We start from the raw sequence: 24,086 nt of genomic DNA, 5'->3' as shown, positions 1-24,086 counted from the left end.
GAATTTAAATATATATTATAGTTATGAGTTTAAAAGAGGATGTTCCCAAGTCAATTAGACGTAGGGCATTCTCTTTTTATTTTGCCTAAGGAGAGATAATAAATGACGAAATCATCTGCAAAGAGAGTGAGTATTGTATCGGTTAAATTGGTTAGAGAGTCTAGTATTCTTTATGAAAGAAGAAGTATCCGTTCACCACAGGATGCGTACGATTTGTTTAAGAGTTTCTTAGAAGATAAAGACCGTGAGCACTTCATAGTCGTGTCCTTGGACACTAAGAACCAGCCTGTTTCCATCAACATTTATCACATTGGTAGTTTGAATGCAAATATATTTAGTCCTTGTGAGGTCATGAAGTCAGCCATATTGTCCTCAGCAGCAAGCATAATGGTAGCCCATAACCATCCCACTGGTGAAACTACTGAATCCAGGGAAGATGTGGAAGTTACTAAACGACTTGCTGAAGCAGGAAAGTTGATGGGTATTGAACTATTGGACCATCTAATCATAGGAGATGGAAAATATACATCCATGAAAGAAAAAGGCTATATTTAAGGAGGAAGGTCAATGTGTTACTATAACTCCGAACATTTTGCAATCTTCATGTCGTTGCAATTTGGCATCGATGTTGAGGAAGAACAAGTTGGAGAAGAGTCAGTTCTTTTATCTAAAGAGGAACTTGATGAAAATCTTGTTTCAGAAGGACTTCTTACCATTACTCCGGAAATGGTAATGGTACATTCTTGTGTTTACAATAATGAAGAACATGAGTGGTTGGTTTGTGTAGCATCTAATGCTGATACGATCAATGGTGTGAAAACGATTCTATGCAATCCCCTCCTGCAGGATTCATACGATACAACGTTCGTAGAGATTGGAATGAAAAGAGAAGAAACAATCTCAACCCTAATCCTGTTATTGAAAAGGGGCAGCACGAAGCCATCATTTCAGAAGAAACATGGGAAAAAGCAAAAAATATCATGGCGAGCAGAAGCGGCAAGCCTAATCGAATACATGACGGTGAGTTCCCGCTCACTGGCATCATGAAGTGTCCTGCCTGTGGGGCTGGAATGGTGATTGGGCGGACAACGAATACGCTCAAAGACGGAACAAAAAAGGTTTTGGAGTATTATGTTTGTGGAGCTTGGAAGAACAAAGGTTCAGCAGTTTGTCGTTCTAATGGAGTAAGAACTGACTATGCAGACAAACAAGTACTCGAAAAACTATCCACCATCGCTACAAATGAAGTTCTTATAGAGCAGATTGTTAAAAGGATTAACAACAAGAAGGAGAGAGATTCCTCACCACTTCAACATGAATACGAGACGTTGAAAAAGGCACTAGAAGCCAATCATCAAAGAAAAGAAAAAGTCCTTGGTTTGTACGAAGATGATTTGATTCAAAAAGAAGACCTTGTACAACGCTTATCTACTCTGAATGAAGAAAAAGAACATCTTGAAGAGAGACTTTCTCCTATTGAACTTCAAATGGGGCAAGGTGGTACGCAACACATAAACTTCTCCATGGTCAAACAGGTCATGCAAAACTTCAAAGCTGCCTATAAAGAATCATTGACCAGGGAGCAAAGGAAAAGGCTGATGCATCTGCTCATCCGTCAAATCAACATCAATGAGGAACGACAAATTGAGTCCATACAAGTACAACTAAATAAAGAAGTTGCGAAACACTTCACCTTTAAAGGGGGAGAGGATTCATCTGTTACGGATGAGTTTTCTCCCCCTTTTTCTATTTTAATTAACCTATGAAAAGGAGCAAATCATTTATGAGTATTATTAATGTATTCAGAAATTACCTGAGTGAATATCACCCACATTTAGAATTGAAGGATTGGAAAGCAGATGTTAAAACCCTTTCAATGGATGACATAAGCAACGAAGAGATTAAGGCTATTATTCCAGAAGAACACAAACAAAAACTGACTTGCTGGGTATTCTTCTATGATGGCGGTGCATCAAACGTTGTGTACTTGTTACAAGATAAGCAAGGTCTAAAGGATATCGGAATAGGTCTCTTGAAAGATGGGGAACTTGTTAAGCCCATTAGCTTTGTGTAAAGAACCGGCAGCCGTAAAGGTAGCAAAAATAAACTTGTTTACACATCAGAGAGGTTAGCTCTAAAAGAGTTTTTGTCTCTTTTTTCGTGCCTAATTTTACGGTAAAGGAGGTAAGCGTATGACACCAATTGACCTATTTAAAGCAGGAGTGGCGTTTGGCGTATCCATCTCCGTATTCGTTAAGAAAAACATTAATCATGAAAAATAAAAAGGGGGTAAAAGGGATGCAATACTTTTTAATGGGAACAGTGGTTGGAATCGTAGCTTGTTTAGTATCAGAGCTTTCACAAAATACGTCTAGGAGCTACCGATGATGAAAAAAATTCAGTGTTTAAAAGAATTAAATGAAATTAAAGGTGAATTTCCAGATGCTTTAATAGAATATCTAATGAATGAATTTTATAGTCTGTACGAATATCTAAGTAATGGACAGAAGATAGAAGAATTTATGTTACCAGCATATCAAGTTATGGTGATAATTGAATCTCAGAGAGAACTCAATACGTTACTAAAAAGATTTTGGGAGCTAGAATTTGTTGATGAAATAAGTTTAGTAAATATGACGATTAAGAGAATAGGGATTAATAGTCTAGAAGATATCCAACTCAATTATGTAATTAAATCATATAATATAAGGACAACAAAATTTAATCAGATATTTTTGACAATTTTAGAGAATAAATGGTAAAATTATCATTGTTAAAGCCTCATAAAAGTAGTTATGAGGGAAATTGGTGAATTTCTGTCAAGCTTTATCTCAATTGTAATCACAAGGCTGCCCCAGCTAATTACAATCGATAACGCTTCTGAATAACTTGGCATTTGGACTCCTCCAATCGTCATAATCAACCAATTCAATATACTAATTATAGTATAAGCTATTAGTGCATTTAGTAGCCTCTTTATAGACTAGCAATGGTCTATAATTCGAAAGGAGAGTATGCTTGCAAGGGTTTCTTTGATAGAGTAATAGGCTGCGATTACATACCCTTGCTAGCTCTGCCAAAAATGAATAAAAAAAAGTATCGTGTTAAAGGGTATAAACATCTCGATAATAAGAAATCAATTGAAAAAGTTAAGGGTAAAATCCAGAACCCCCAATGGGTGGCTGAGCATGGATTTTATCCACTTATGCATTTTGAGATTAAATTTCAAAAGTATAGTAGGAAAGAAAAACAACCAAAAGAAAAAGTCCGTAAAATTTTTTATGCTTCTCACATTGATAGCTTTATATATAAGTACTATGGTGACAAGCTTAATAACCACTACAATTCTGTTGTAGATGAACTAGATATTAAGGAAGTTGCAACTGCATATAGAAATAACTTATCTGGAAAAAGTAATATTAACTTCGCTAAAGAAGTTATTGATTTTATAAAAGCGCAGCAAAGTGCATATATTTTTGTTGCTGACTTTACTAATTTCTTTGATACATTGGACCATAGGTATCTTAAAGAGAAAATCCGCTACGTTCTAAAAAAGGATACATTACCTGACGATTATTATAATGTCTTTAAGAATATAACAAGATTTAGTTACTTTATTAAAGATACTATTGAAGCAGAATTAATGACTAAGTACACTGAAAGTGAAATTAAAAATAGTTATAAATATTTCACAGAAGAGGAATTCAGAGCCTTTAAGCATAAAAATATATACAAAAATTCTAAGCGCTATGGAATTCCTCAAGGTGCAGGCATCAGTTCAGTCTGTTCTAATATTTATTTGCTAGATTTTGATGAAAAAATACAAAAATATGTTAAAGAACAAAAAGGACTATATAGAAGATATTGTGATGATTTAATTATAGTTATTCCTATTGAAGGAGACGTACAAGGCTATGATTATCAAATTCACCAAAAAATTGTGGGAGAAATAAAGGAACAGGTTCCAAATTTAGAAATTCAACCTGAAAAGACAGGAAATTATTTTTATTCTAATAATAAGATAACCGATTTAGAATTTAATGATACAAAATTAGATTACCTCGGATTTAGCTTTAATGGAAAAGAAGTAAGAATCAGAGAAAAAAGTCTTTTTAAGTATTACACGAGGACGTACCGTAAAATTAGGATATGTAACCGTAAATCAAAAGAATTCGGTCGTAAGTCATATAGGAGAGAATTATATAAGAATTACTCTCACTTTGGTAAGAATAAGAAAGGACATGGGAATTTTCTTAGTTATGCTGAAAGGGCACAGAAGATATTTGATGAAGATTCTAAAACTTTAAACCTTATGGAAACTCAAGTGAAGAAGCACTGGAAAAACATTCAGTCACGATTAGAAAACCCAAAACCATAGACGGTAAAGCCTGTTCACTTTTCTAAGTAGAGCAGGCTTATTTTATACTAAGGGATGAAATAATGGAAAAATTAAATGAAATAATTTTAAAACGGTTAAAGACAATGCCACCATTAGATTGTACTGTAGTACCAGGGAGCACCCCAGTTGTTGCATTCGGGAGATTTAGAAGTGCAAAAGTAGCTACTATAAGTCTAAATCCAAGTTATCGAGAGTTTGATATAGTTAAAGATAAAAGGAGATTCCACAATCTCAAAAGCCTAGGATTATCTAGATATGAAGATATTAATGAAAATCATATGAATCAAGTGTTGGACTATTGTGAAAGGTATTTTGAAAGACCGGGAATTGTATATAAACAGTGGTTTAATAGTATATCTTCTTTTTTAAAAGGAAGCACAGATTATGATTATTATGATGGAACTGCCTGTCATCTCGATTTAAGTCAATGGGCAACATCAAATATCTGGGGAAAACTGAATTCAAAGCAAAAAAAAGCACTCACTAGTACAGGTGATTTAGAGTTACTAGCGGAAATTATTAAACATAGCCAAATACATACTCTATTTCTAAATGGAGTAACAACATCAAAAGAAATTCTAAAATATTTTGGGATAAAGCATGAGGTAATACTTTTACGTCCTTACAATAAAATTGAAGGATATATTGCACATACTGATGAAATCTTAGGTGTGAAAATAGGGCGTACTATAAAACTCATTGGTTGGAACGCATACATAAAATATTCAGGAAAAGATTCCATAAAATTATTATCTGAATGGGTAAGAAAAGAAATGGAATATATCGTTAAATAGTTAAGATAAGGAGATAGATAAATGCCTTTTTCAGAGGAATTACAAGAAAAAATTATTGATTATGTTTATGGACACTTACCTAGTGAAAAGTGGTACGATGAAAATTTTTACACATTTATAAAGAACGATAGTTTACAACAGAGACTAATTGTTGAGTATAAAAATAGTCGTGTTATATATAAAATTTTCGAGGGGCTACAAGCGAAAGATGAATTATTGCTAGCACAAATTAAAACTCAAGTGATTATGTATGTTTCTATTCAAGAAGCAGTAATAAATTATGTTCTTTTCGATTTATTCGGAGCTAAGAGACCTGTTCAGGACCTTCTATTTCAAGATAGAAACACTCAAATTATGATTCCGAGTCACAAAAAAGAGAAATTAAAAAAAGAGTTAATTCATGATGGGAAAGAGATTTTTTCTTTTTACAAAGAAAAGAAACCAGTGGATAAAACAAAGATAAGATATGACCAAAAAGTTGAGGCTTGTTATAAATTAAACTTAATTGATACTCAACTAAAAGACGACTTAATAAAACTATACAAATATCGTAACACCGTTCATATTGAATCAGAGTTAAAGCAAAATTTGGATTACAATCTTGAGATGGGGAATTTAGCTTACAGAAGAGTCGAAGGACTAAGTATGCAATTAACTGAGAGTTTAAAAAACCTCATTTAGATACAACACGGTGAACCTTATCATAAGTAAATGAAAGTTAAGTCCCATTCCTTATGCTGCTCGGCATAATGTTTCTTCTTCATCTGGTGTTAAATAGTTTATTGCGCCATGAATTCGCTTTCGGTTGTACCAGCTTTCAATGTAAGTAAATAAGGCTACTTTTGCAGTTTCAAAGTCCAGATATCGGTTCCTATAAACCTCTTCTTTTTTCAATGTTGCATGAAATGATTCCATACATGCATTGTCATACGGACAACCTTTTCGACTAAATGATTGAATGAATCCATGTTGCTTTAACTGCTTTTGGAATGCTTCACTCGTATATTGTGTGCCTAAATCCGTATGCAAAATAACCCCTTCATTAGGGTCTTGATTTTGAATGGCATTGTCTAGTGCTTGTGTAACCAATTCAACCGTCATTTGTCGGGCAAAGTTATATCCTACGATTTTCTTAGAATGAAGGTCTAGCACTGAAGCTAAGTAACACCAGCCATCTTTATGTGTGTGAATATATGTAATATCAGCTACCCATTTCTCATTAATAGAGGTTGTTTGAAAATCCTGCTCTAATCTGTTTTCACGTTCTTCTATATGACCTTGAAATGATGCAGGACGATATTTTTTAACAATAATAGAACGAACTCCAGCCTGTTTCATTAAGCGTTGTACACGTTTGATGCTCACCTGAAATCCTTTTTTACGCAATAAGTAATGAATTTTAGGAGCTCCATAACGACCCTTACTTGCTTTATGGATTTCTCGGATACGTTTGGTTATTTCCTTATTTTCTATTTGATAGGCCGAAGGCATTTTATGGGCAGCTTGATAATAAGTACTTTTAGGCAACTTTAATACACGACACATGGTTTTAACAGGATAGTGTGCCTTTTCTTCATTGATATGTTCGATAATTTCTTGATCCATTACTTTTTCGCGAATATGGTCATAGCCTTTTTAAATATTTCTACCTCTTGTTTTAAACGTAAATTTTCTTTTTGAATAGCTGCGATTTCAGCGGGTGTTAGTGACTCATTTCCCCCAATAGGAGAATGCACTTTAATCCATTTATAAATAGTTACTTCTGAAACACCATATTCGCTAGCAAGCTGGTTGACGGGAGTACCAGCACGATAAAGTTCAACAATCGTTTCTTTGAATTCTTGATTGTAACGTTTTTGTTTCATAACGGACACGTCCTCTCTTAATTTCTAGGATAAGGACTTAACTAAAATGTGTCCATACTTCTATACTAGCTCCACCTCTAAATATATACTTATCTAGTTACTTATGTAGAGAGACATATTCAGTTAGTAAATTGACATGTAGATTCTCCTCAAATGTGATCTGTAGTCAACTTGACCTTAAGAATTATGTCCAACTCAGTGAAGTATATCCAAGTTAACTAAACTTCATCTATAATAAAAATAACCACCTATTCTTAGATGATGATTTTAGAGTCATCTTTTTCTATTTTAGCTTTCCTAAAAAACCAAAGTGTGTTTAGAATGGATGTTCGAAAAGTACTGCAAACAGGCATGATGCTGATTATCAATACATTAATTGCTTATAAAGACGCTGGTATTAGAATGATTGGAACGGGTATGACTAATCCTCCAAGCATTAGAAAAGACACTGCTTGCTTTAAATGAAAACATAAATGAATAAAAACAATTTGGGATGCACGTGTATCTTTCATTCTAGAAAGATTTACGAGCTTCCTGCATTTTGAAAAATGATAAGGGAGATAGAACCTATGCATGATCAAACCTTACACGAGAACCTTATTAGTGCTAGTAAAAGTGGAAATGCAGCAGAAGTAGAACGTCTTTTACAAGAAGGGGCAAGTGTTGATTATAAAGATGTGAATGGGAGTACAGCTTTAATGGCTGCCACACAAAAAAATCAAATTGCTGTAGTGAAGCTTTTATTAGAAGCTGGAAGTGATGTGAATACAAGAGACATTACCAAGTTAACTCCGTTTATTTGCTCGGGTGCAAACGGATTTCATGAAATATTAAGCATGATGCTCGACTATGGTGCTGATCTTAAAAGCGTCAATCGATTTGGTGGTACTGCCTTGCTGCCCTCTAGTGAAAAAGGTTATTTGAAAACCGTTCAAGTTTGCTTAGATGCTGGCGTTCCAGTTAATCATGTGAATGATTTGGGTTGGTCCGCTTTATTAGAGGCAGTCATCTTAGGGAATGGTGGACGATTATATTCTGATGTGATCCAACTTCTAGTCGACGCTAGTGCAGATATACACCTTGAGGATAGAGATGGGAAGTCATCCCTTCAGCATGCAAAAGAGCTCAATCAACAAAAGGTTGTAAAGATCCTTACCAAAAAGTATGTAGAAACGAATGCTAGCATTCAGCAAGTGAAAATGCTTTATAAAGAAAATAAATATGTAGATGCGATCACGATCCTTAGTAATGCACTTGAAACGGATCGGGAAAACCTAGATTTGTATTTTTATAAAGGATATGTATTACAAGAACGAAAGAGATATGAAGAGGCTCTTGAACAATACAATCTTGCATTAACAATAGATTCTACTGATCTAGACTTTTATTTCTATACAGCGAATTGCTTACGGCTCATGAATCTGCAGGATGAAGCACTTGCTGAATACGATAAAGCTTGTAACCTTGATCCGAATGAGACTTTTTACCGTTATCATAAATCAAATTATTTAAGAGAACTTGGCAGACACGAGGAAGCTGTCAATGAGATGGATAAGCTTTTAGCTCTCCAACCGCATCGGTACGACTTTTCATTCCATAAAGCTAACAGTCTTAGGTCTTTAGGGAGACATGAAGAGGCGATTAAAGCAATTGAAAATGCGATCAAACATGATCCGACTAATCATTTATATCATTTACATAAAGATCAGTCGATCGAATTACTCGGAAGAAAGTAGACGATTAATTAGAAGGTATACCAGACAGCTCATTGATTAAAGAGAATGGTTTAGATTCAGTTTATGACCAGTATGAGTTAGTGTATGAACCTGCGGTAAACATCGCAGATTGAAATTCCAGCAATGTTTGTTAAACGAAGGGAAGTAATTTCAGTTTTTCATATATATTTGATCCGGCCCTATGAATCGAGTGCCGGATTTTACTTTTTTTATTGTTGGTTGCAGTTCATTTATCAAACCAATATTGGGGTAATGATATCCGATTTCATGCTGTACAATAAAACACACTTCCCATTGGAATGATTATACGATAATAGTATGATGAAGCTTGTATAATAGAAGAAATAGAATCTATAAACGTTAAGATAGGAGATATCTGTATGGATAGTAAGCAAAGATATCAGATACTTTTTGATAAAATCAATCAATATAACGCAGGGGATAAGGGAATTACAAGAGTTGCGTATACAAATGAAGAACAGTCATGTACACATGCTTTTATGCGTATGTGTAAAGCAGAGGGATTAGACATTCGGATGGATCAGTGTGGAAATGTGATTGCTAGAAGAGAAGGAAGAATAAAAGGTCTTCCGCCTGTGTTAATGGGATCCCATTTGGATACTGTTTATCAAGGGGGGAAGTACGATGGAGCAGTCGGTGTGACTGCTGCATTGGAAGTGGTTAAACGACTCAATGAAAAAGGCATTGAAACAGACCATCCTATTGAGGTTATTGCATTTGCTTGTGAGGAGTCTTCTAGATTTGGTGTATCAACCGTAGGAAGCAAAGCAATGGCAGGTCTATTTGACAAGGAAAAAGTGAGAGATTTAAAAGATCGTGATGGCATCACATTGGAGGAGGCTCTATCCTTTTGTGCGCTTGATATTGATAGTATTGAATATGCGAATAGGAAAGATGAAAAAATCAAGGCTTTTTTAGAATTGCATGTCGAACAAGGTCCGGTACTGGAAGGCAATCATAAAAAGATCGGGATTGTTACCGGAATTGCGGCCCCGGTTAGGTTTTCTATAAAAATAATTGGAACCCCTTCACATTCGGGTACAACTCCAATGAATATGAGAAAAGATGCTCTTCTTGGTGCTTCCGAAATCGCGCTGGAACTTGAGAAAATAGCGGTAAATGAACAAAATTATGGAACGGTTGCTACTGTTGGTGTTGTCGATATTCCTTCTGGAGCAATGAACGTGGTACCAGGTGAAGTAGAAATTAAGGTGGACATTCGATCGACTTCAGTAGATTCAAGACAGAGGGTGTTAGACCATCTATTCCAAACCATTCAAACAGTGGAAAGGAAAAGAAAACTCGAGATTATTAGTAAGGAAATTATTTCTGAAGAACCAGTACTACTATCCAAAGAAATAAGTGATATGACGCAAGCCATTTGTGAGAGAAAAGGTCTTACATACCAGGTAATGGCAAGTGGAGCAGGTCATGATGCGATGAACATGACAACACTATGCCCCACAGGTCTTATCTTTGTCCCATCAGTAGATGGTCTTAGCCATCATCCTGATGAATTCACTGAACTTGATGATATTCTATTGGGGATTGATGTATTGGAGGAGGCAGTGCTTCACCTTGCAGTGATAGATTCTGTCATTTCTTAGTAAATTTTAATTGAAGTAAAGTATATGTCACAAAAGCGGGTAGCGGGAATAATTGAGATTGTCATTCTGCTACTTGTCCGATAACTAGTACTCTGTGATGTTTCTATTCCATAAAATGTTCAAAAAAATATGGTAAAATTATACTCTTTAGCTGTCATAATAAAAGTAATTATCTTTTCTACTTTGATAGACAGCTAGGAGGTTTAAAAATGCAAGAAAAGATTCCAATTGGGAAAATGGCGAAGCTAAACAATATTACGATTCAAACCTTACATCATTATGATAAAATCGGTCTACTGTCACCATGCTATATTGATCCAGAAACAAATTATCGTTTTTACAGTATTAAGCAATGCGCATGTCTTGATTTTATAAAGTATTTAAAGAATATGGGTTTTACACTGCAAGAAATGAAAGGAGTTTTTGCTGAAAAAGATGCAGATTCAATTCCTAAGCTTCTTGATGAACAAATTCAATTGATTGATCAAAAAATGAATGAGCTTGCACAAGTGAAAAAAACGCTGAAGGTAGCAGCCGAAAACTATAGGACATATAAGCAAATCCCGAAAATGGGAGTAGTTGAGAGGGGATATCTCCCAGAACGATTCATTTATTGCTATGACGGTAAAAGAGATATTTATGAAGATCAGTTAGAAACATATGAATATATATTAAGGGAGCTAAGGGATCTAGCCCTTATTCATCAGTTCCCAACTTCGTATTTTTGTAATGTAGGCTCGATTACTCGTATGGAAACCATTAAACAACGGAAGCTAACGTCTACAGAGATTTTCATGTTTATTGATGCAACTTGTTCCGACGTAAAGGGAATAGAGCGTCTGCCTGCACATGAATATGTATCGATTTACTGTGATCACTTTTCGCAGGAGAAAGAGTATGCCTTTAAATTAATCGATTATATAGTGGAAAATCAGCTTGAAATTGCTGGAGATTATATTTGTGAAGTTATAGTGGAATTGCCGTGCTGGACACAGTATGAACGCCAGATGATTATGAAACTGCAAATTCCTGTGAAAAAAAAATCAAATAGTGCTTGACCTTATTGTAACAATAAGGTTTACGATAAAACTATAGAAATTCTCTTACATGTATAACAACATGTGAAATACTGAGCAAACCAAGGAGGAATAAGTGATGTTAGAAAAAGTTCGCGTTATTCAATATGGTTGTGGAAAAATGGGTATGGTTAGCTTGCGTTATTTATATGAAAAAGGTGCAGAAATTGTTGGAGCAATTGATTCGAATCCAGCTATTATCGGTAAGGATGTGGGTGAAGTTGCTGGATTAGATGTTAAACTAAATATCCCTATTAGAAGTAATGCTGAGGAAGTATTTAAAGAAACGGATGCTGATGTTTGTATTATTATGACGAAGAGCTTAATGACAGACACAGTTGATGCATTTGAATTGGCTGCTCGTCACGGCGTAAATGCAATCACTACTTGTGAAGAAGCCTTTTATCCATGGACAACTTCACCCGAAATAACGAATCGTTTAGACCGCTTAGCAAAAGATCATCATTGTACATTAACAGGGTCTGGCTATCAGGATGTATTCTGGGGGAACTTAATCACAACTGTAGCTGGTGCTACACATAATATTATTCGCATTGAAGGAAAATCCAGCTATAATGTTGAGCATTACGGAATTGCTCTCGCCGAGGTGCATGGAGCAGGTTTATCATTAGAAGAATTTGAGGAAAAAATTGCTAGCAATAATGATCTTCCATCTTTTATGAGAAATTCAAATGAATGGCTATGTTCCCAATTTGGCTGGACGATTAAATCTCAGAATCAGAAATTAGTGCCAATGACACATAACGAAGATTTATATTCAGAAACATTAGGAAAAACAATTCCTGCTGGACACGCAACAGGAATGTCAGCTGTTGTGACTACTGTAACCCATCAAGGACCGGTGATTGTAAGCGAATGTATCGGCAAAGTGTATGCTGAAGGTGAAACGGATTGTAATGATTGGGTCATTCAAGGAGAGCCAGAAACAGTGGTGAAAATTTCAAATCCAGCAACAGTCGAATTAACCTGCGCAACAGTTGTGAATCGAATCCCAGATTTATTAAAAGCTGCTCCGGGCTTCTATACAACTGAAAAAATGCCAGTGGCAAGCTATCGCACCTATCCACTTCATTTTTATTAAGATTAGTTTTGCAGACACTAGATTAATAGATATGAAAAACTAAGGAGAGTTGTTCATTTATTGAATAGCACTCCTTTTTGTCATCCATCATTTTATTCATAGATAACACCTACCATACTTTAAACCGGATAATAGCGTAGAAATCTTATGTGAAAGTCCCCTCAATTAAAACGCTTCTTTTAAAACCTGTCCCCAATTAATCTCATTCATATAGAAAATTAATATCCTCTATCTATTGACTATTACGCTGCGTAATACTTTATAGTGGCAATTGTATCGTCAAACTTTGACGATATGCATGAGTAAGGCAATTAAGATATTTATAAATCATCAAAAAAAGGGTGGCAGTCATGAAAATAATAATAGAGGATACAATGGAACAATATGAAAATTTGTTTTCAATGGGGGAAGATAGAGAACATTTTTACCGGTACTCAATGATGAAGCCTTTTGAAAAAATGTGGAATACGATTAATGTTCCATTAAAAGCAAAGCAACCGAATGGGTATGATGTAATGATGGCTACAAATATGCTTGGGTATCTTAGCGTATCGGATACTGAAATGGGGAGAAGGGCACTAGAGAAATTAAAAGAAATTCAAGCTCTTCAAACTGCACAAAACACTTTGAATGATTGCGTTGCCTTTATTGAAGAGAATCATTTAAAGGTAAATGCGGATGAATTGAGATTTGGTATGTACATAGCTGATCCGAAAAAGCTCGAATTACAAACAGGGTATTGTGGATTTGGAGGAATTCCAGGATTTATTCAAGTATCTATATATCCTAATTCCTATAATATTCCAAGACTTCCTGCCGTCATTGCCCATGAATTTCATCATAACATTCGTTTTTCCTATTTTGATTGGGATCATGGGAACGTAACGGTTGGTGATTACTTAATTATAGAAGGCTTAGCGGAGTCCTTTGCAAAAGAACTTTATGGAGAAGCTTTTTTAGGGCCTTGGGTAACTTCTCTTGATAAGGAGGACTTAGAATACTCAAAAGAAGTAATAAAAGATGCACTAGATGTTAAAGGTTTTGCTGAGGTCAGCAGTTATATGTTTGGTGACACCATTGCAAAGGAACAAGGTTATCAACCTGTTGGCTTATCATCATTTGCAGGCTATGCGGTAGGATACCAAGCAGTACAGTCTTTTATGAAAGAGAATAACTTGGGCATAAGAGAAGCATCTTTACTTAGTACAAATGAAATACTAAATAATTGTGGACTGTTTTCTAAATAATCTGTTTGTATAGCTGACTCCGCATTTCACATACTTTTTTCAGTTTCACCAAATGAGCAATCTGTGGGTTAAAAAAAGATTGATTATTTTGAAACTACGTTTGATAGTACTCTGTTAATATAGAATTGTACGGAAAATGAGGAGGAATATAAATGAAGTATCATCCAATCAATCTAAGCGAAAAGCTGTCGAAATTTACTGATCACTGGTCTCCTAAAGTCATTGGCGAAATGAATGACTATCAGTTTAAGCTAGTCAAGATTCAAGGAGATTTTGTATGGCATTCACATAAAGATACTGATGAGGTATTTTTCGTACTTGACGGTGAGATGGTCATTGAATTCCGTGATGGTGAGGTAAAGCTATCAAAAGGAGAAATGTATGTAGTTCCAAAAGGTGTGGAGCATAAGCCCTATGCTGAAAAGGAATGTCACGTAATGATAGTGGAGCCAAGAGGTGTCGTTAATACGGGTGAAACAAAAGGAGAATTAACTGCTGAAAACGATGTATGGATTTAACAACAATCCGCAAAATTTATCTTTAAAAAAGGCGCGATTGTGTCCAACACAGGTTGAAAGTATCATTCTTTATTATAAACGAATCCCTTACTGAGATATATTGAAAGCGTATTTTGATCAAACTTGTTCAAAATACGCTTTTTCCTTTAGTAAATCTTAAGTAAAACTAATCCACTCCCATAAATGAACACCTATTAACCCCCAATCAATTCATCGTCATCCCCATTGGAATATCTGACAGGGCGTCTCTGAAGTATCCCGGACAATCAATCGAAGGGAGTTGTACAGATCTTTTTATCTTATTGTACATACTTTTTTGTCTCTGGACAGAACTCCTATTTTAAGTAGGGTAGACTCGTACGCCAGCTCTTACCCCATCATATTTCCCATCCTTGTATTCTTTTACCCAACGATTAACCATGTAGTCTCTTTACAAAACTGTTTGGATGGATGTGTGCGTTTCATGGTGTCAGCTCCTTTTGATAAATTCTTATGAAAAAATGAATGAGAGCTGTCCAAGTTCATTTTGGGAGCTATAGAGGAAGTTGCTGATGTTCATTTTCTTCTTAGTGAATAAATATCCTATCAAGTTAAACAGCGTAAAGTTATCGATTATTTAGAAAATTTTATGACCTTGTACATTTGTCCAAGCAGTTTTTTTGGCTCGACATTTTATAAAGTAAAAAGGGATGCTATTTACATTTTAATGAAAGCTAAACAAATTTCGACACATACAAACGTTAAACGATTGTGCTGCCCCTTTTAGTTTTATAAAAAGGAGAGAATGACGAAGATGAGTTTCTTTGAAGAAAATGCTGAGTATTCTTCTGATGAAACAGAACAGGGGACAAATGTGAATGAAACGATCAGTGTCGTTGTCAAAAGAGACGGAGACGAAATTGTCTCTAGATCTCTTATCTCTGACAAATCCAAAATTGTGATTGTCATCAACAACCAGTTCACCAGTTCACCAAATACTACGCAAATTGCGAGTGGTGCTGGGCGAAACAGCGCAGCAGGGAATAATGCCGCCTTAGATTCGTCGAATACCGAACAGCAGCAGAGTGTGGGAGCCGGAGGGGAAGCCAAAAACTTTGGTATGAATGGGAATCAGTCTGAGCCACACGTCAAGCATGGACATTGTGATAATGACTCAGAACTTGTGATTGTCATCAATAATCAGATCAATCAAGCTGGAGAAGAAGCGGGGGCTACTCAGGTTGCAAGTGGTGCTGGAAAAGACAGTACAGCGGGAACGAATGCCGCAATCGAAAGTTCCAATACCAAACAGCAGCATGCAGTTGGCGGAGGAGAGGGTATTGCAGTAAACGATGGTGAGAACGGGAATCAAGAGGAAGTCTAATCACTTCGTACTCTTACGCCTATTCAGACCCCATATTGATGCACCCATAAATAATGATGGTGAGAGCGATAAACAAATCTCGTTCCCCTATAATTGCCACCAAATCACAGAAACTAGGGTGTACCTTAAGGAGGTACTATTAGACCCTTAATAAATGATCGTGCTTCCATTTAAACAAATTTTCCTTTTCCATACCTATCCTCTTTTTTGAGTAATCGTATCAGATTGTCACAGAGTTAGAGATTACTTGCAATGATCTTGAAGTTTTTTCACCAGAACCAGAAAGGAGAGCTATTGACACGCTCTTTTTATTTGAATATCGAAAAATTCTCAAAAGACAAAGAAAAACTTTTGCTTCGTTTTTATAACTTAGAACGAAATAAATAAAACCTTTTAATAAAAATCACTGAAGATAGGATGACATAAGCTTATGAAAACCATTGTTTTTATTGAAACTAATAAATCTGGTTCGAGTAGAGAAGCAATCCAAGCTGCAGAGCGACTCGGCTTTTTTACTGTATTACTAACTAACAAACGAAGATTCATTGATCAAAGAACAGAATTTCCCGATGTTCATCAAATGATATTAGTGGAAATATTTGATTACGATCAATTAAGCGAAAAGATCATCAAATTAATAAAACAAGGGAAACAAATAAAGGGTATTTTAAGTTTTGTAGATCCTTTTGTTCATGTAGCAGCATCCTTATCAGAAGAATTTTGTCCAGGTGTTGTCTCTTCCATTCCAATTCAAAAAATGGAGGATAAAGTTTTAACTCGTGAGCTTCTCAAAGACCTCTCAATGTCCCCTCGTTATGCAATTTATACACCAAATCATTCTTTAGAGGGGTTTATCAATAAAATCAATAGATTTTTACCTCTTATTGTAAAATCTCCTTTATCTACTGGTTCGAAAGACGTACTACTAGCAAATGACGAGTACCAATTAAAGCGCTCGATGCAATATCTATTGAGAAAATATGAAAAGGAACCAATTTTACTGGAAGAATATTTAACAGGACCCCAATATTTAATTGAAGCTTTAGTACACAATGGAGAAGTTCATATTGTCGCAATAATTGAACAAGAGATTACGTTTTTCCAACGATTTATCGTAACCGGATATTGTCTATTAGCAGATACTGATCGAGACTTTTACAATAAAATATATGAGAAAGTAAGTTCCATCTTACAAGCTTTTGAAATGAAAAATGGTGCTTGTCATTTGGAAATGCGCTTAGTACAAGGAGAATGGAAATTAATTGAGATCAACCCAAGAATCTCAGGCGGGGCGATGAATCAAATCATTGAAACTGCATTCGGTATTAATTTAGTAGAGGAAACCATTCAGCTATTTTTAGGAAATAAGCCTTGTCTCATTAAAAAACAAAACAAGTATGCCTATGCTCATTATTTAACAATTAACTCTAAAGGAAAATTACTTAAGGTGACAGGAAAAAATCGCTGTTCGCAATATCCTGGTGTAGAGAAGGTTTATATAAAACCCCGAAAAGGACAGATATTACGGCCGCCTTTATCCATGGGAGATCGTTACGGCTACATTTTGGCATCATCCGATGATAAAGAAGAAGCGAAAAGAATCGTCATGAAAGCGAAAAGAGAGCTGCGTTTTCATCTTGAAGCTTTGGAGTGATAACCTATGACTTTATTTAATAATGGAAATGTTTCTAAACGATTTTAATTCGGGAAGGAATGTAAAGAAAGGTGGAATAGTAGGATCATGACCCTAATTGGTATGCTTCATCATCGCTCAGACCCCAACAATGTAAAGAAATCATATGCTTATGCCGCTGCAGCAAAAGCTGAAGGTGTAAATTTTTTTTACTTTACCCCAGGGAAAGTAAATATAGAAAAGCAAAAAATTTTAGGGAAAGTCTATGAAGGCGGCGAGTGGATTGAAATGGAATTTCCCTTTCCTGATGTCATTTATAATTCAAGTTATCCTATAAGTGATAAAGCTGAGGAAATTTTTGATTATTTATATGATAGGATTCCTTTTACAAGTCATTCGATTGGAGATAAATTAAGTGTTTATAACAGACTTAAAAAAGCAAAAGAATTTAAACCATACCTTATTCCTTTTCAAAAATTATCAGCTCAGCATTTTTTTGAAATGATCCAGCGTTATGAAAAACTTATTCTTAAACCGCTGTCTGGGCATCAAGGCGTGGGCGTCATTTTTATTGAAAAAGGAAAATACCATTACAAAATGAATGTGGCAGGAAAAATCTATTCAATGAGTGAAAAGAAACTGCTTGACTTTGTATCTAAATTACAAGAACAAGATTACTTAGTTCAACAGTTTATTTTATGTCAAATGAAATCTGGTCATGTTTATGATTTCCGGTTGCATGTACAAAAAAATGGGGAAGGAAAATGGGTCATCACTTCCATTTTTCCAAGGATAGGCCGATTGGGGAGCATTACATCAAATATGGGTAGTGGTGGTTATACCACTTATTTAGATTCTTTTTTAAAAACAGAGTTTGATGACTCCTGGTACGATATTAAAAGGTATCTTGAGCAATTTGCGATCAGCTTTTCTAACCATTTTGATTCTTTATATGATAGATCACTTGATGAATTAGGAATTGATGTTGGAATTGATGCAAACCAAAAATTGTGGCTGTTTGAAGTAAATTGGAGACCAGGTCCACCTAATATTTTTAATCTTGAATTAGATGTAGCTAGAAATACGATTCAATATGCTAGGTATTTAGCTGATAAAAACAAAAGGCTGTTTTCGTAAAGATTGTTGTTTTTAGATGAAAATCCCTGATTCCTACTTTTATGTTAAAACAAGGATATAACTAATACAAAATAGGGAATAGAATGGGGTTGATTATATTGAAATTGTTACTAACCGCTAACGGCTTTTACAATAATGCTATTAAAGAGCAATTTGTTCAAGGGTCATCTGAACCAAAATAAGTAGTTATCAAGATATTTGGTTGTCACACCTTGAAAACGTTCCATAAATTGCTTTAGTCGTTTGTGATAGACGTTGACGTGGCGTATTGGTCATATCGTTAAAGGTCTTACCGCAGTCCTTGGACAAATATCGTTGTCTCGCACGATATTTGTCGTTCTTCGGGGAATAAATCTTGTTTCATTGCTTCAAATAGAGCTAATTGCTCTGATTTTGATAGGTCATCAAAATCACGATAAACGTGTTTCCACATTTCTGAACACCTCCATAAATAGCATTATCAGCCTATTTATAGTATGGTCAAATAGCAACAATCTATAAGAAAACAGTGAAATGATAAGAGGGTATTGCGAAAATAGATTGACTAATTTAAGAATTCTATTAAACTAAAAATAGTTCTATCCCTAAACGCTTCTCTAAATTTCCTTTTTATATTTGCTACTCCGCAAGTCTTTATTTGCCTTTTACTTTCTCCAATTGAAGCCATATTAAACCTCTTTTTTTACTCACATAAGCACTCATTAATTTAAAAAATTGTCTGAAGTTTAAAGTAGAGATGATTCATTTGTGCCATCGAATATGTATGCAAAGTTAGATAGTAGAAGAAATGGATGATTCCAAATTAGTTAAGATTGTCCACAAAATTTTTAAAATGATAGATCGGCTTTAGTATATAAAGGGTGGGTGCTGAAAATACATAATCATTGGAAAGGAGGAAGGATGCTATGGGATTTGAAGAAGAATACCAGGCCTTTTTGAATTCTCACTTGCAGGCAAGAACGGGTGAACGGCTGCGGCGCTTACAAGAAGGTCACAATCAGGCTGAAATGTTGTTTTTGAAGCAAGTATGGTGGCCTTTATTTTACCATTTCAAATATCTTCATCCAGAATATGAAGTCGATGATTTCAAGGATGGCAAAAGATACTTAGATTTTGCTTATATTCGTCCCGCCATCCGGCTTTGTTTTGAGGTCGACGGGTATGGTCCTCACCTAAAGAACATAAGCAGATGGCAATTTTCCGACAACTTGGAACGTCAAAACCAGTTGGTGATTGACGGATGGACCGTCATCCGCTTTTCTTATGACCAAGTGAAAGAGAAGCCTCGTCGATGCCAACAGATTGTTCAGCAAGTGATCGCCCAATGGCTGGGTGATGAACTGGACCAGACATCTTTGTCCTTTGCCGAAAAGGAAGTGCTGCGGCTAGCAGTTCGAAATGGAGAAGCTATATCCCCTAAAGAAGTGGAGAATTATTTGAAGCTGAGTGACAAGACGGTAAAAAAAGTACTTTCTCAACTAGTTGATAAAAAGCTGTTGATTCCAGCATCTGGGATCAAAAGGGTCCGCTCTTATCGATTGGGGAATCAGGTTAAGCACCCGATCAGATAAATAGTCGGAAAAATTCCGCTTAATTAGTAAATATAAAAAAGATACCAAAAATAGACGGAGAAATTCCGTCTATTGATTCAAAAAACGTGAAAATTGGGGATTTTGCTTTGCATAGTCGGAATTTCTCCCCTTATTTACCCCAAAACGAGCTCTATTTTGCATTTAACCGGAAAATCTCCGCTTATTGCTTTCGCTGGTTACTTGATTCAGGATAAGAATTGAAAACGGGTGCTTTGATTTTAATTTCAAGAGTCCCTCATCTTAATCCGTTACGGAAACCGTATCACATAGACTTGATAAAGCCTTGATTTAATTGAAAAATAGCTCCTTTTCCATCATCTGGTGTCTGACCCCCAGTGTGGTATTGTTATACTCTACTGGGGGTCAGATACTTTTTGGTTCAATCAAAATTCCCGGCAATGCTTCACCTAAACCCACCACATCCCCCCAACTGACTCTCTAACCATTACCGGTTTCAATGTTTGAATCGCCTTCGCAAACCCTTCATCCACAGACATCAGCCCATCCTCATGCTCAATGCTAACCACATAATCATATCCGTATAGCCGAAGCGTACTAATGATATCCGCCCATACCTTTGCGTCATGCCCAAATCCAACCGTGCGGAAGTACCAGGACCGGTTTTGCATGTCGCTATAAGAGGTCATATCGGTTAAACCATTTCGATTTGTATTCGGCTGATCAATGATCGTATCCTTCGCATGGAAGTGATGAATGGCATTTTCACGTCCAAGTATTTTAATAGATTCAACTGGATCAATGCCTTGCCACCACATATGGCTTGGGTCAAGATTAGCACCGATTGCTGGCCCGCATGCTTCTCTTAGACGTAAGAGTGTGGCAGGGGTATGTACGGAGAACCCGCCATGCAATTCAAGACCAATTTTTACATTGAGCTGTTCAGCAAGGGCTGCTTTTTCCTTCCAATAGGGGATGATTTTCTCTTCCCATTGCCATTTCAAAATTTCCTGGTATTCATTTGGCCAAGGGGTTACAGGCCAGTTTGGGTATTTCGCATCTTCATGATCACCAGGGCAGCCCGAAAATGTATTAACGACAGGCACACCAAGCTTACTTGCTAATTGCAGTGTTTTTATAAATACAGTGTTAGCTTCCTCAGCCATTGCCTTTTGCGGATGAAGCGGGTTCCCATGGCAGCTGAGGGCACTTATCATTAATCCTCTGCCAGCAATCTTTTCTAAGAAATCCTTCTGCTTCTGCTCATCCGCAAGCAATTCATCCACCTGACAATGTGCATCCCCAGGATATCCCCCCGTCCCCAGCTCCACCGCTTCAATCCCCGTCGAAGCAACATAATCAAGCATCTCATCCACATTTTTATCTGAAAATAAAACAGTAAAAACGCCTAGTTTCATACAAAAACACCATCCTCAAAAATGAAATTTGTAATCCGTTACATCCAAATATAAAAAGCAATTTGAATTAGTCATGTGAGTGCAAACTGCAAAAATGTTAAGTTGATTGGAGCGGAGGGAAGCGAGACTCCGGCGGGAGTAGTGGGACAGGTGAGATCCCGCAGGAGCGCCAGCGACGAGGAGGCTCACCGCCCACCCCGCGGAAAGCGAGCACCTGGAGCGCAAATCAACCTCTACCAACTAAGTTTACTTTTTAAGAAAACAGCCATATTTATCGCGTTACCATAATATATTGGGTAACAATCCAATAAATTCTAAAATCATTTTGTAATCGATTACAAATTGCTGTCATAGAGTATGAAAGAGGGAAATGATCATGGCAAATATCCAGCAGGTAGCTGAAAAAGCAGGTGTTTCCGTTGCAACCGTTTCAAGAGTGCTAAATCATGCGGCATCAGTAAGCACGAAAACGAGGCTAAAGGTGGAAAATGCAATTAAGGAACTAAATTACGAGCCGAGCATGCTGGGGAGGAACCTAAGAAACTCTGAAAGCCGGCTTTTACTAGTCTTGCTTCCTAGCATTTCCAATCCTTTTTACACCGAAATTATTAACGGGATTCAAAATACAGCGATTTCGAACAGCTACAATATTCTTCTTTGCGAAACAGATTCGAACCCGCAGCGGGAAAATATTTACTTCAACATGATCAAAAACAAATTGGCTGACGGGGTCATCTCAATGGACCCGACAGTCAATAGACAGAAGCTGACTGAATTAGCGGAAAGCCACCCTGTTATCCTTTGTAGTGAGTATGACGAAGGCGGGAGTGTTCCCTTTGTCACGATTGATAGTGAGCTGGCTGCTTATCAAGCGGTTAAGCATCTCATTCGCTTAGGCAATAAGAAAATTGCGCTTATTAATTCGGATGAAAAGTTCCTATATGCAAGACAACGCAGAAGCGGGTATGAAAGAGCCCTAAAGGAGTTCGGCCTACCTATCCGTGAAGAATGGATTTACCATACAAGAGATCTGGAATTTCAAAATGGTGTTCAGGCAATGAGAATGTTGCTTGAGCTAGAAGAGAAGCCAACTGCCGTATTTGCTGTTTCAGATACATTAGCGATTGGCGCGTTAAAAGGCATCAACGGAAGCGGGCTGCATGTACCAAACGATCTGGCCATTATCGGTTTTGACAATATTAGCTTTTCCAACATGACGAATCCAACACTGACAACAGTTTCTCAGCCGATGTACAAAATGGGGGTGACTGCTGCAAATATGCTGATCATGAGTATTAGGGGGGAACAGGTGGAAAGCGTTGTGCTTGATCATGATTTAATTATTCGTGAGTCAACAATGGGGTAAGGAGGTTTTTAGGATTGGGAATAAAAGTTGGAATCATTGGCTGCGGTTCGATCGCTAAATTTCGTCATGCACCAGAGTATAAAGCCAATCCCCATGTGGAGGAAATCGTTTTTTATGACCGGAATGAGGAAAGAGCGAAGGAATTAGCGATTGAATTTGGCGGTCGTGTTGTTAAAACAGTGGAAGAATTATTCAATGACCCAGCCATAACAGCTATCAGTGATTGCTCCTCCAATGAAGTTCATCATATCAATACATCAAATGCACTGTTAAGCGGCAAGCATGTTCTCTGTGAAAAGCCGTTAGCAATTAACGAAAAGTTTGCCGAGGAAATAATTGATGCAGAACGAAAATCAGGAATGAAATTAATGATTGACCATAACCAGCGCTTTACAAAGGCACATCTAATGGCAAAGAGAATTCTAGATAAAAAGGAACTAGGCGAAGTGTTAACTTTTAAAACCTCTTTTGGCCATCAAGGCCCTGAAAACTGGGGAGTAGATAAATCAAATGCGACCTGGTTCTTCAAAAAAGACCGTTCATACTCTGGCGTAGCAGGTGATCTCGGCATTCATAAAATCGATTTAATCCATTACTTATTGGACGATGAGATCGATAAAGTGCATGCTTTTCATGGGGCACTCGATAAGGTAGACGAAACAGGAAAGTTAATCGAGGTATGCGACAATGTGGTCTGTGCCTTAAAAACGAAAAAAGGCAGATTAGGAACAGCTTCCTTTTCATGGACTTACTACGGTTCAGAAGACAATTCAACCACAATCTATTGCCAAGAGGGAATAATCAAAATCTATCAACATCCAGAAGCCCCGCTCATCATCGAAAAAAAAGACGGCTCCATCATTAAATACGAACTAGAACCAATCCAAACAAACAATAACCAAACAAATTCCGGCGTCATCGATGCCTTCATTGATTGCATCATCCATAACCTCGAACCCCCAGTTACAAGTCAGCAAGCACTTTCTTGTCTTAAAGTCATTGATCAAATACTAGGTTTGTAGACACAATTAAAAAAACTATTTTCTGCAGGATTCTAGTAAAACTGTAAAATTAGTTAGTTGATTGGAGCGGAAGGTGCGAGACTCCGGCGGGAGTAGTGCGACAGGTGAGACCCCGCAGGAGCGTCAGCGACGAGGAGGCTCACCGCCCACCCCGCAGAAAGCGAGCCACCTGGAGCGGAAATCAACCCCTACCCACAAACTTTTTACCTATAAAAAAGTAAAATTTCATACT

At 36.6% G+C, this 24,086-nt stretch carries 23 protein-coding genes and 3 pseudogenes; 21 read left to right on the top strand and 5 right to left on the bottom strand.

All coding sequences use genetic code 11. The annotated features are described in order from the left end of the window. Positions 1–102 precede the first annotated feature (102 nt). From radC to FI644_RS02090, 5 genes and pseudogenes are all read left to right on the top strand, one after another. Positions 103–555 (top strand): RadC family protein, encoded by a 453-nt coding sequence (gene radC, locus FI644_RS02105; protein WP_142107948.1) that lies wholly within the window; start codon positions 103–105, stop codon positions 553–555. 272 nt (positions 556–827) lie between these two features. Continuing rightward, a pseudogene (locus FI644_RS26695) lies at positions 828–932 on the top strand (hypothetical protein); the annotation flags it as partial. 48 nt (positions 933–980) lie between these two features. Next, positions 981–1,766, top strand: coding sequence for a recombinase zinc ribbon domain-containing protein (locus FI644_RS02100; RefSeq protein WP_246067059.1), 786 nt, complete (start codon positions 981–983; stop codon positions 1,764–1,766). Positions 1,767–1,783: 17 nt separating this feature from the next. Next, positions 1,784–2,074, top strand: a complete 291-nt coding sequence (locus tag FI644_RS02095) for a hypothetical protein (RefSeq protein WP_142107947.1) — start codon at positions 1,784–1,786, stop codon at positions 2,072–2,074. 310 nt (positions 2,075–2,384) lie between these two features. Next, positions 2,385–2,762 carry a hypothetical protein gene (locus FI644_RS02090; protein ID WP_212139247.1) on the top strand — a complete coding sequence of 126 codons (378 nt, stop codon included), beginning with the start codon at positions 2,385–2,387 and terminating at the stop codon, positions 2,760–2,762. Positions 2,763–2,773: 11 nt separating this feature from the next. On the opposite strand, the gene FI644_RS27075 is transcribed toward FI644_RS02090, so the two are convergent. Then, entirely contained in the window at positions 2,774–2,896 is a 123-nt protein-coding gene (locus FI644_RS27075; protein ID WP_256376277.1) for a hypothetical protein, read from the bottom strand. Positions 2,897–3,082: 186 nt separating this feature from the next. Between FI644_RS27075 and FI644_RS02085 the strand changes: the two genes are divergently transcribed. The 3 genes from FI644_RS02085 (at position 3,083) to FI644_RS02075 (ending at position 5,874) form a co-directional block, all read left to right on the top strand. After that, positions 3,083–4,378 (top strand): reverse transcriptase/maturase family protein, encoded by a 1,296-nt coding sequence (locus FI644_RS02085; RefSeq protein WP_142107946.1) that lies wholly within the window; start codon positions 3,083–3,085, stop codon positions 4,376–4,378. Between the two features lie 62 nt (positions 4,379–4,440). Then, on the top strand, positions 4,441–5,193 hold the full coding sequence (locus tag FI644_RS02080; protein WP_142107945.1) for a hypothetical protein: 753 nt from the start codon (positions 4,441–4,443) through the stop codon (positions 5,191–5,193). Between the two features lie 21 nt (positions 5,194–5,214). Continuing rightward, a complete protein-coding gene (locus FI644_RS02075; RefSeq protein ID WP_142107944.1) occupies positions 5,215–5,874 on the top strand; it encodes a hypothetical protein in 660 nt (219 codons plus the stop codon). A 51-nt stretch (positions 5,875–5,925) separates the two neighbouring features. On the opposite strand, the gene FI644_RS02070 is transcribed toward FI644_RS02075, so the two are convergent. Beyond that, positions 5,926–7,058, bottom strand: a protein-coding gene (locus FI644_RS02070) for an IS3 family transposase (protein ID WP_142107943.1) whose coding sequence is annotated in 2 segments (ribosomal slippage) — positions 5,926–6,824 and positions 6,824–7,058 — 1,134 coding nt in all. Because the reading frame shifts where the segments join, the coding sequence is not laid out codon by codon here. A 321-nt stretch (positions 7,059–7,379) separates the two neighbouring features. Between FI644_RS02070 and FI644_RS26180 the strand changes: the two genes are divergently transcribed. The 10 genes from FI644_RS26180 (at position 7,380) to FI644_RS02025 (ending at position 18,498) form a co-directional block, all read left to right on the top strand. Continuing rightward, positions 7,380–7,523: a hypothetical protein gene (locus FI644_RS26180; protein WP_181758162.1), complete on the top strand. Its 144-nt coding sequence runs from the start codon at positions 7,380–7,382 to the stop codon at positions 7,521–7,523. Positions 7,524–7,627: 104 nt separating this feature from the next. Beyond that, positions 7,628–8,794, top strand: coding sequence for an ankyrin repeat domain-containing protein (locus tag FI644_RS02065; protein WP_142107942.1), 1,167 nt, complete (start codon positions 7,628–7,630; stop codon positions 8,792–8,794). 380 nt (positions 8,795–9,174) lie between these two features. After that, positions 9,175–10,422, top strand: a complete 1,248-nt coding sequence (locus FI644_RS02060) for a Zn-dependent hydrolase (RefSeq protein WP_142107941.1) — start codon at positions 9,175–9,177, stop codon at positions 10,420–10,422. 209 nt (positions 10,423–10,631) lie between these two features. Further along, positions 10,632–11,480, top strand: coding sequence for a MerR family transcriptional regulator (locus FI644_RS02055; RefSeq protein WP_142107940.1), 849 nt, complete (start codon positions 10,632–10,634; stop codon positions 11,478–11,480). A 97-nt stretch (positions 11,481–11,577) separates the two neighbouring features. Continuing rightward, complete coding sequence (locus FI644_RS02050; protein WP_056683222.1) at positions 11,578–12,600, top strand: NAD(P)H-dependent amine dehydrogenase family protein; 1,023 nt, start codon at positions 11,578–11,580, stop codon at positions 12,598–12,600. Positions 12,601–12,950: 350 nt separating this feature from the next. Further along, positions 12,951–13,847: a DUF2268 domain-containing putative Zn-dependent protease gene (locus FI644_RS02045; RefSeq protein WP_142107939.1), complete on the top strand. Its 897-nt coding sequence runs from the start codon at positions 12,951–12,953 to the stop codon at positions 13,845–13,847. Between the two features lie 152 nt (positions 13,848–13,999). Next, positions 14,000–14,365, top strand: coding sequence for a cupin domain-containing protein (locus FI644_RS02040; RefSeq protein ID WP_053474979.1), 366 nt, complete (start codon positions 14,000–14,002; stop codon positions 14,363–14,365). 784 nt (positions 14,366–15,149) lie between these two features. Then, entirely contained in the window at positions 15,150–15,728 is a 579-nt protein-coding gene (locus FI644_RS02035) for a hypothetical protein (RefSeq protein WP_231690034.1), read from the top strand. 430 nt (positions 15,729–16,158) lie between these two features. Continuing rightward, the gene (locus FI644_RS02030; RefSeq protein WP_056683226.1) at positions 16,159–17,382 is read left to right on the top strand and encodes an ATP-grasp domain-containing protein; all 1,224 of its coding nucleotides are present in this window, start codon (positions 16,159–16,161) and stop codon (positions 17,380–17,382) included. Positions 17,383–17,469: 87 nt separating this feature from the next. Beyond that, entirely contained in the window at positions 17,470–18,498 is a 1,029-nt protein-coding gene (locus tag FI644_RS02025; RefSeq protein WP_053474981.1) for a YheC/YheD family endospore coat-associated protein, read from the top strand. A 170-nt stretch (positions 18,499–18,668) separates the two neighbouring features. Here the strand turns inward: FI644_RS02025 and FI644_RS26690 are convergent. Together FI644_RS26690 and FI644_RS02020 are read right to left on the bottom strand one after the other, a co-directional pair. Further along, positions 18,669–18,767: pseudogene (locus tag FI644_RS26690) on the bottom strand (IS1595 family transposase); the annotation flags it as partial. Continuing rightward, positions 18,760–18,931 (bottom strand): annotated as a pseudogene (locus FI644_RS02020) (IS1595 family transposase); the annotation flags it as partial. The pseudogenes FI644_RS02020 and FI644_RS26690, both read right to left, overlap by 8 nt. A gap of 472 nt (positions 18,932–19,403) precedes the next feature. On the opposite strand from FI644_RS02020, the gene FI644_RS02015 reads away from it, so the two are divergent. Next, complete coding sequence (locus tag FI644_RS02015) at positions 19,404–20,069, top strand: putative endonuclease domain-containing protein (RefSeq protein ID WP_142107938.1); 666 nt, start codon at positions 19,404–19,406, stop codon at positions 20,067–20,069. Between the two features lie 428 nt (positions 20,070–20,497). Here the strand turns inward: FI644_RS02015 and FI644_RS02010 are convergent, their stop codons facing one another. Then, positions 20,498–21,466: a sugar phosphate isomerase/epimerase family protein gene (locus FI644_RS02010; protein WP_142107937.1), complete on the bottom strand. Its 969-nt coding sequence runs from the start codon at positions 21,464–21,466 to the stop codon at positions 20,498–20,500. 376 nt (positions 21,467–21,842) lie between these two features. On the opposite strand from FI644_RS02010, the gene FI644_RS02005 reads away from it, so the two are divergent. Together FI644_RS02005 and FI644_RS02000 are read left to right on the top strand one after the other, a co-directional pair. Beyond that, positions 21,843–22,832, top strand: coding sequence for a LacI family DNA-binding transcriptional regulator (locus FI644_RS02005; protein WP_053474984.1), 990 nt, complete (start codon positions 21,843–21,845; stop codon positions 22,830–22,832). A 14-nt stretch (positions 22,833–22,846) separates the two neighbouring features. Further along, on the top strand, positions 22,847–23,854 hold the full coding sequence (locus FI644_RS02000) for a Gfo/Idh/MocA family protein (RefSeq protein WP_053474985.1): 1,008 nt from the start codon (positions 22,847–22,849) through the stop codon (positions 23,852–23,854). Positions 23,855–24,086 lie beyond the last annotated feature (232 nt).

Origin of the sequence: Cytobacillus solani (assembly GCF_006704205.1) — a bacterium.
In the GTDB taxonomy this organism is placed as follows: Bacteria; Bacillota; Bacilli; order Bacillales; family Cytobacillaceae; genus Cytobacillus; species Cytobacillus solani.
Note: the sequence above shows the minus strand (reverse complement) of the source record. Positions and strands in the feature narration are given on the sequence as shown.

Excerpts from the sequence above, each read along its gene's own strand:
- radC (WP_142107948.1), top strand. The coding sequence starts at position 103 with ATGACGAAATCATCTGCAAAGAGAGTGAGTATTGTATCGGTTAAATTG.
- FI644_RS02100 (WP_246067059.1), top strand. The coding sequence starts at position 981 with ATGGCGAGCAGAAGCGGCAAGCCTAATCGAATACATGACGGTGAGTTC.
- FI644_RS02095 (WP_142107947.1), top strand. The coding sequence starts at position 1,784 with ATGAGTATTATTAATGTATTCAGAAATTACCTGAGTGAATATCACCCA.
- FI644_RS02090 (WP_212139247.1), top strand. The coding sequence starts at position 2,385 with ATGATGAAAAAAATTCAGTGTTTAAAAGAATTAAATGAAATTAAAGGT.
- FI644_RS27075 (WP_256376277.1), bottom strand. The coding sequence starts at position 2,896 with ATGCCAAGTTATTCAGAAGCGTTATCGATTGTAATTAGCTGGGGCAGC.
- FI644_RS02085 (WP_142107946.1), top strand. The coding sequence starts at position 3,083 with ATGAATAAAAAAAAGTATCGTGTTAAAGGGTATAAACATCTCGATAAT.
- FI644_RS02080 (WP_142107945.1), top strand. The coding sequence starts at position 4,441 with ATGGAAAAATTAAATGAAATAATTTTAAAACGGTTAAAGACAATGCCA.
- FI644_RS02075 (WP_142107944.1), top strand. The coding sequence starts at position 5,215 with ATGCCTTTTTCAGAGGAATTACAAGAAAAAATTATTGATTATGTTTAT.
- FI644_RS26180 (WP_181758162.1), top strand. The coding sequence starts at position 7,380 with ATGGATGTTCGAAAAGTACTGCAAACAGGCATGATGCTGATTATCAAT.
- FI644_RS02065 (WP_142107942.1), top strand. The coding sequence starts at position 7,628 with ATGCATGATCAAACCTTACACGAGAACCTTATTAGTGCTAGTAAAAGT.
- FI644_RS02060 (WP_142107941.1), top strand. The coding sequence starts at position 9,175 with ATGGATAGTAAGCAAAGATATCAGATACTTTTTGATAAAATCAATCAA.
- FI644_RS02055 (WP_142107940.1), top strand. The coding sequence starts at position 10,632 with ATGCAAGAAAAGATTCCAATTGGGAAAATGGCGAAGCTAAACAATATT.
- FI644_RS02050 (WP_056683222.1), top strand. The coding sequence starts at position 11,578 with ATGTTAGAAAAAGTTCGCGTTATTCAATATGGTTGTGGAAAAATGGGT.
- FI644_RS02045 (WP_142107939.1), top strand. The coding sequence starts at position 12,951 with ATGAAAATAATAATAGAGGATACAATGGAACAATATGAAAATTTGTTT.
- FI644_RS02040 (WP_053474979.1), top strand. The coding sequence starts at position 14,000 with ATGAAGTATCATCCAATCAATCTAAGCGAAAAGCTGTCGAAATTTACT.
- FI644_RS02035 (WP_231690034.1), top strand. The coding sequence starts at position 15,150 with ATGACGAAGATGAGTTTCTTTGAAGAAAATGCTGAGTATTCTTCTGAT.
- FI644_RS02030 (WP_056683226.1), top strand. The coding sequence starts at position 16,159 with ATGAAAACCATTGTTTTTATTGAAACTAATAAATCTGGTTCGAGTAGA.
- FI644_RS02025 (WP_053474981.1), top strand. The coding sequence starts at position 17,470 with ATGACCCTAATTGGTATGCTTCATCATCGCTCAGACCCCAACAATGTA.
- FI644_RS02015 (WP_142107938.1), top strand. The coding sequence starts at position 19,404 with ATGGGATTTGAAGAAGAATACCAGGCCTTTTTGAATTCTCACTTGCAG.
- FI644_RS02010 (WP_142107937.1), bottom strand. The coding sequence starts at position 21,466 with ATGAAACTAGGCGTTTTTACTGTTTTATTTTCAGATAAAAATGTGGAT.
- FI644_RS02005 (WP_053474984.1), top strand. The coding sequence starts at position 21,843 with ATGGCAAATATCCAGCAGGTAGCTGAAAAAGCAGGTGTTTCCGTTGCA.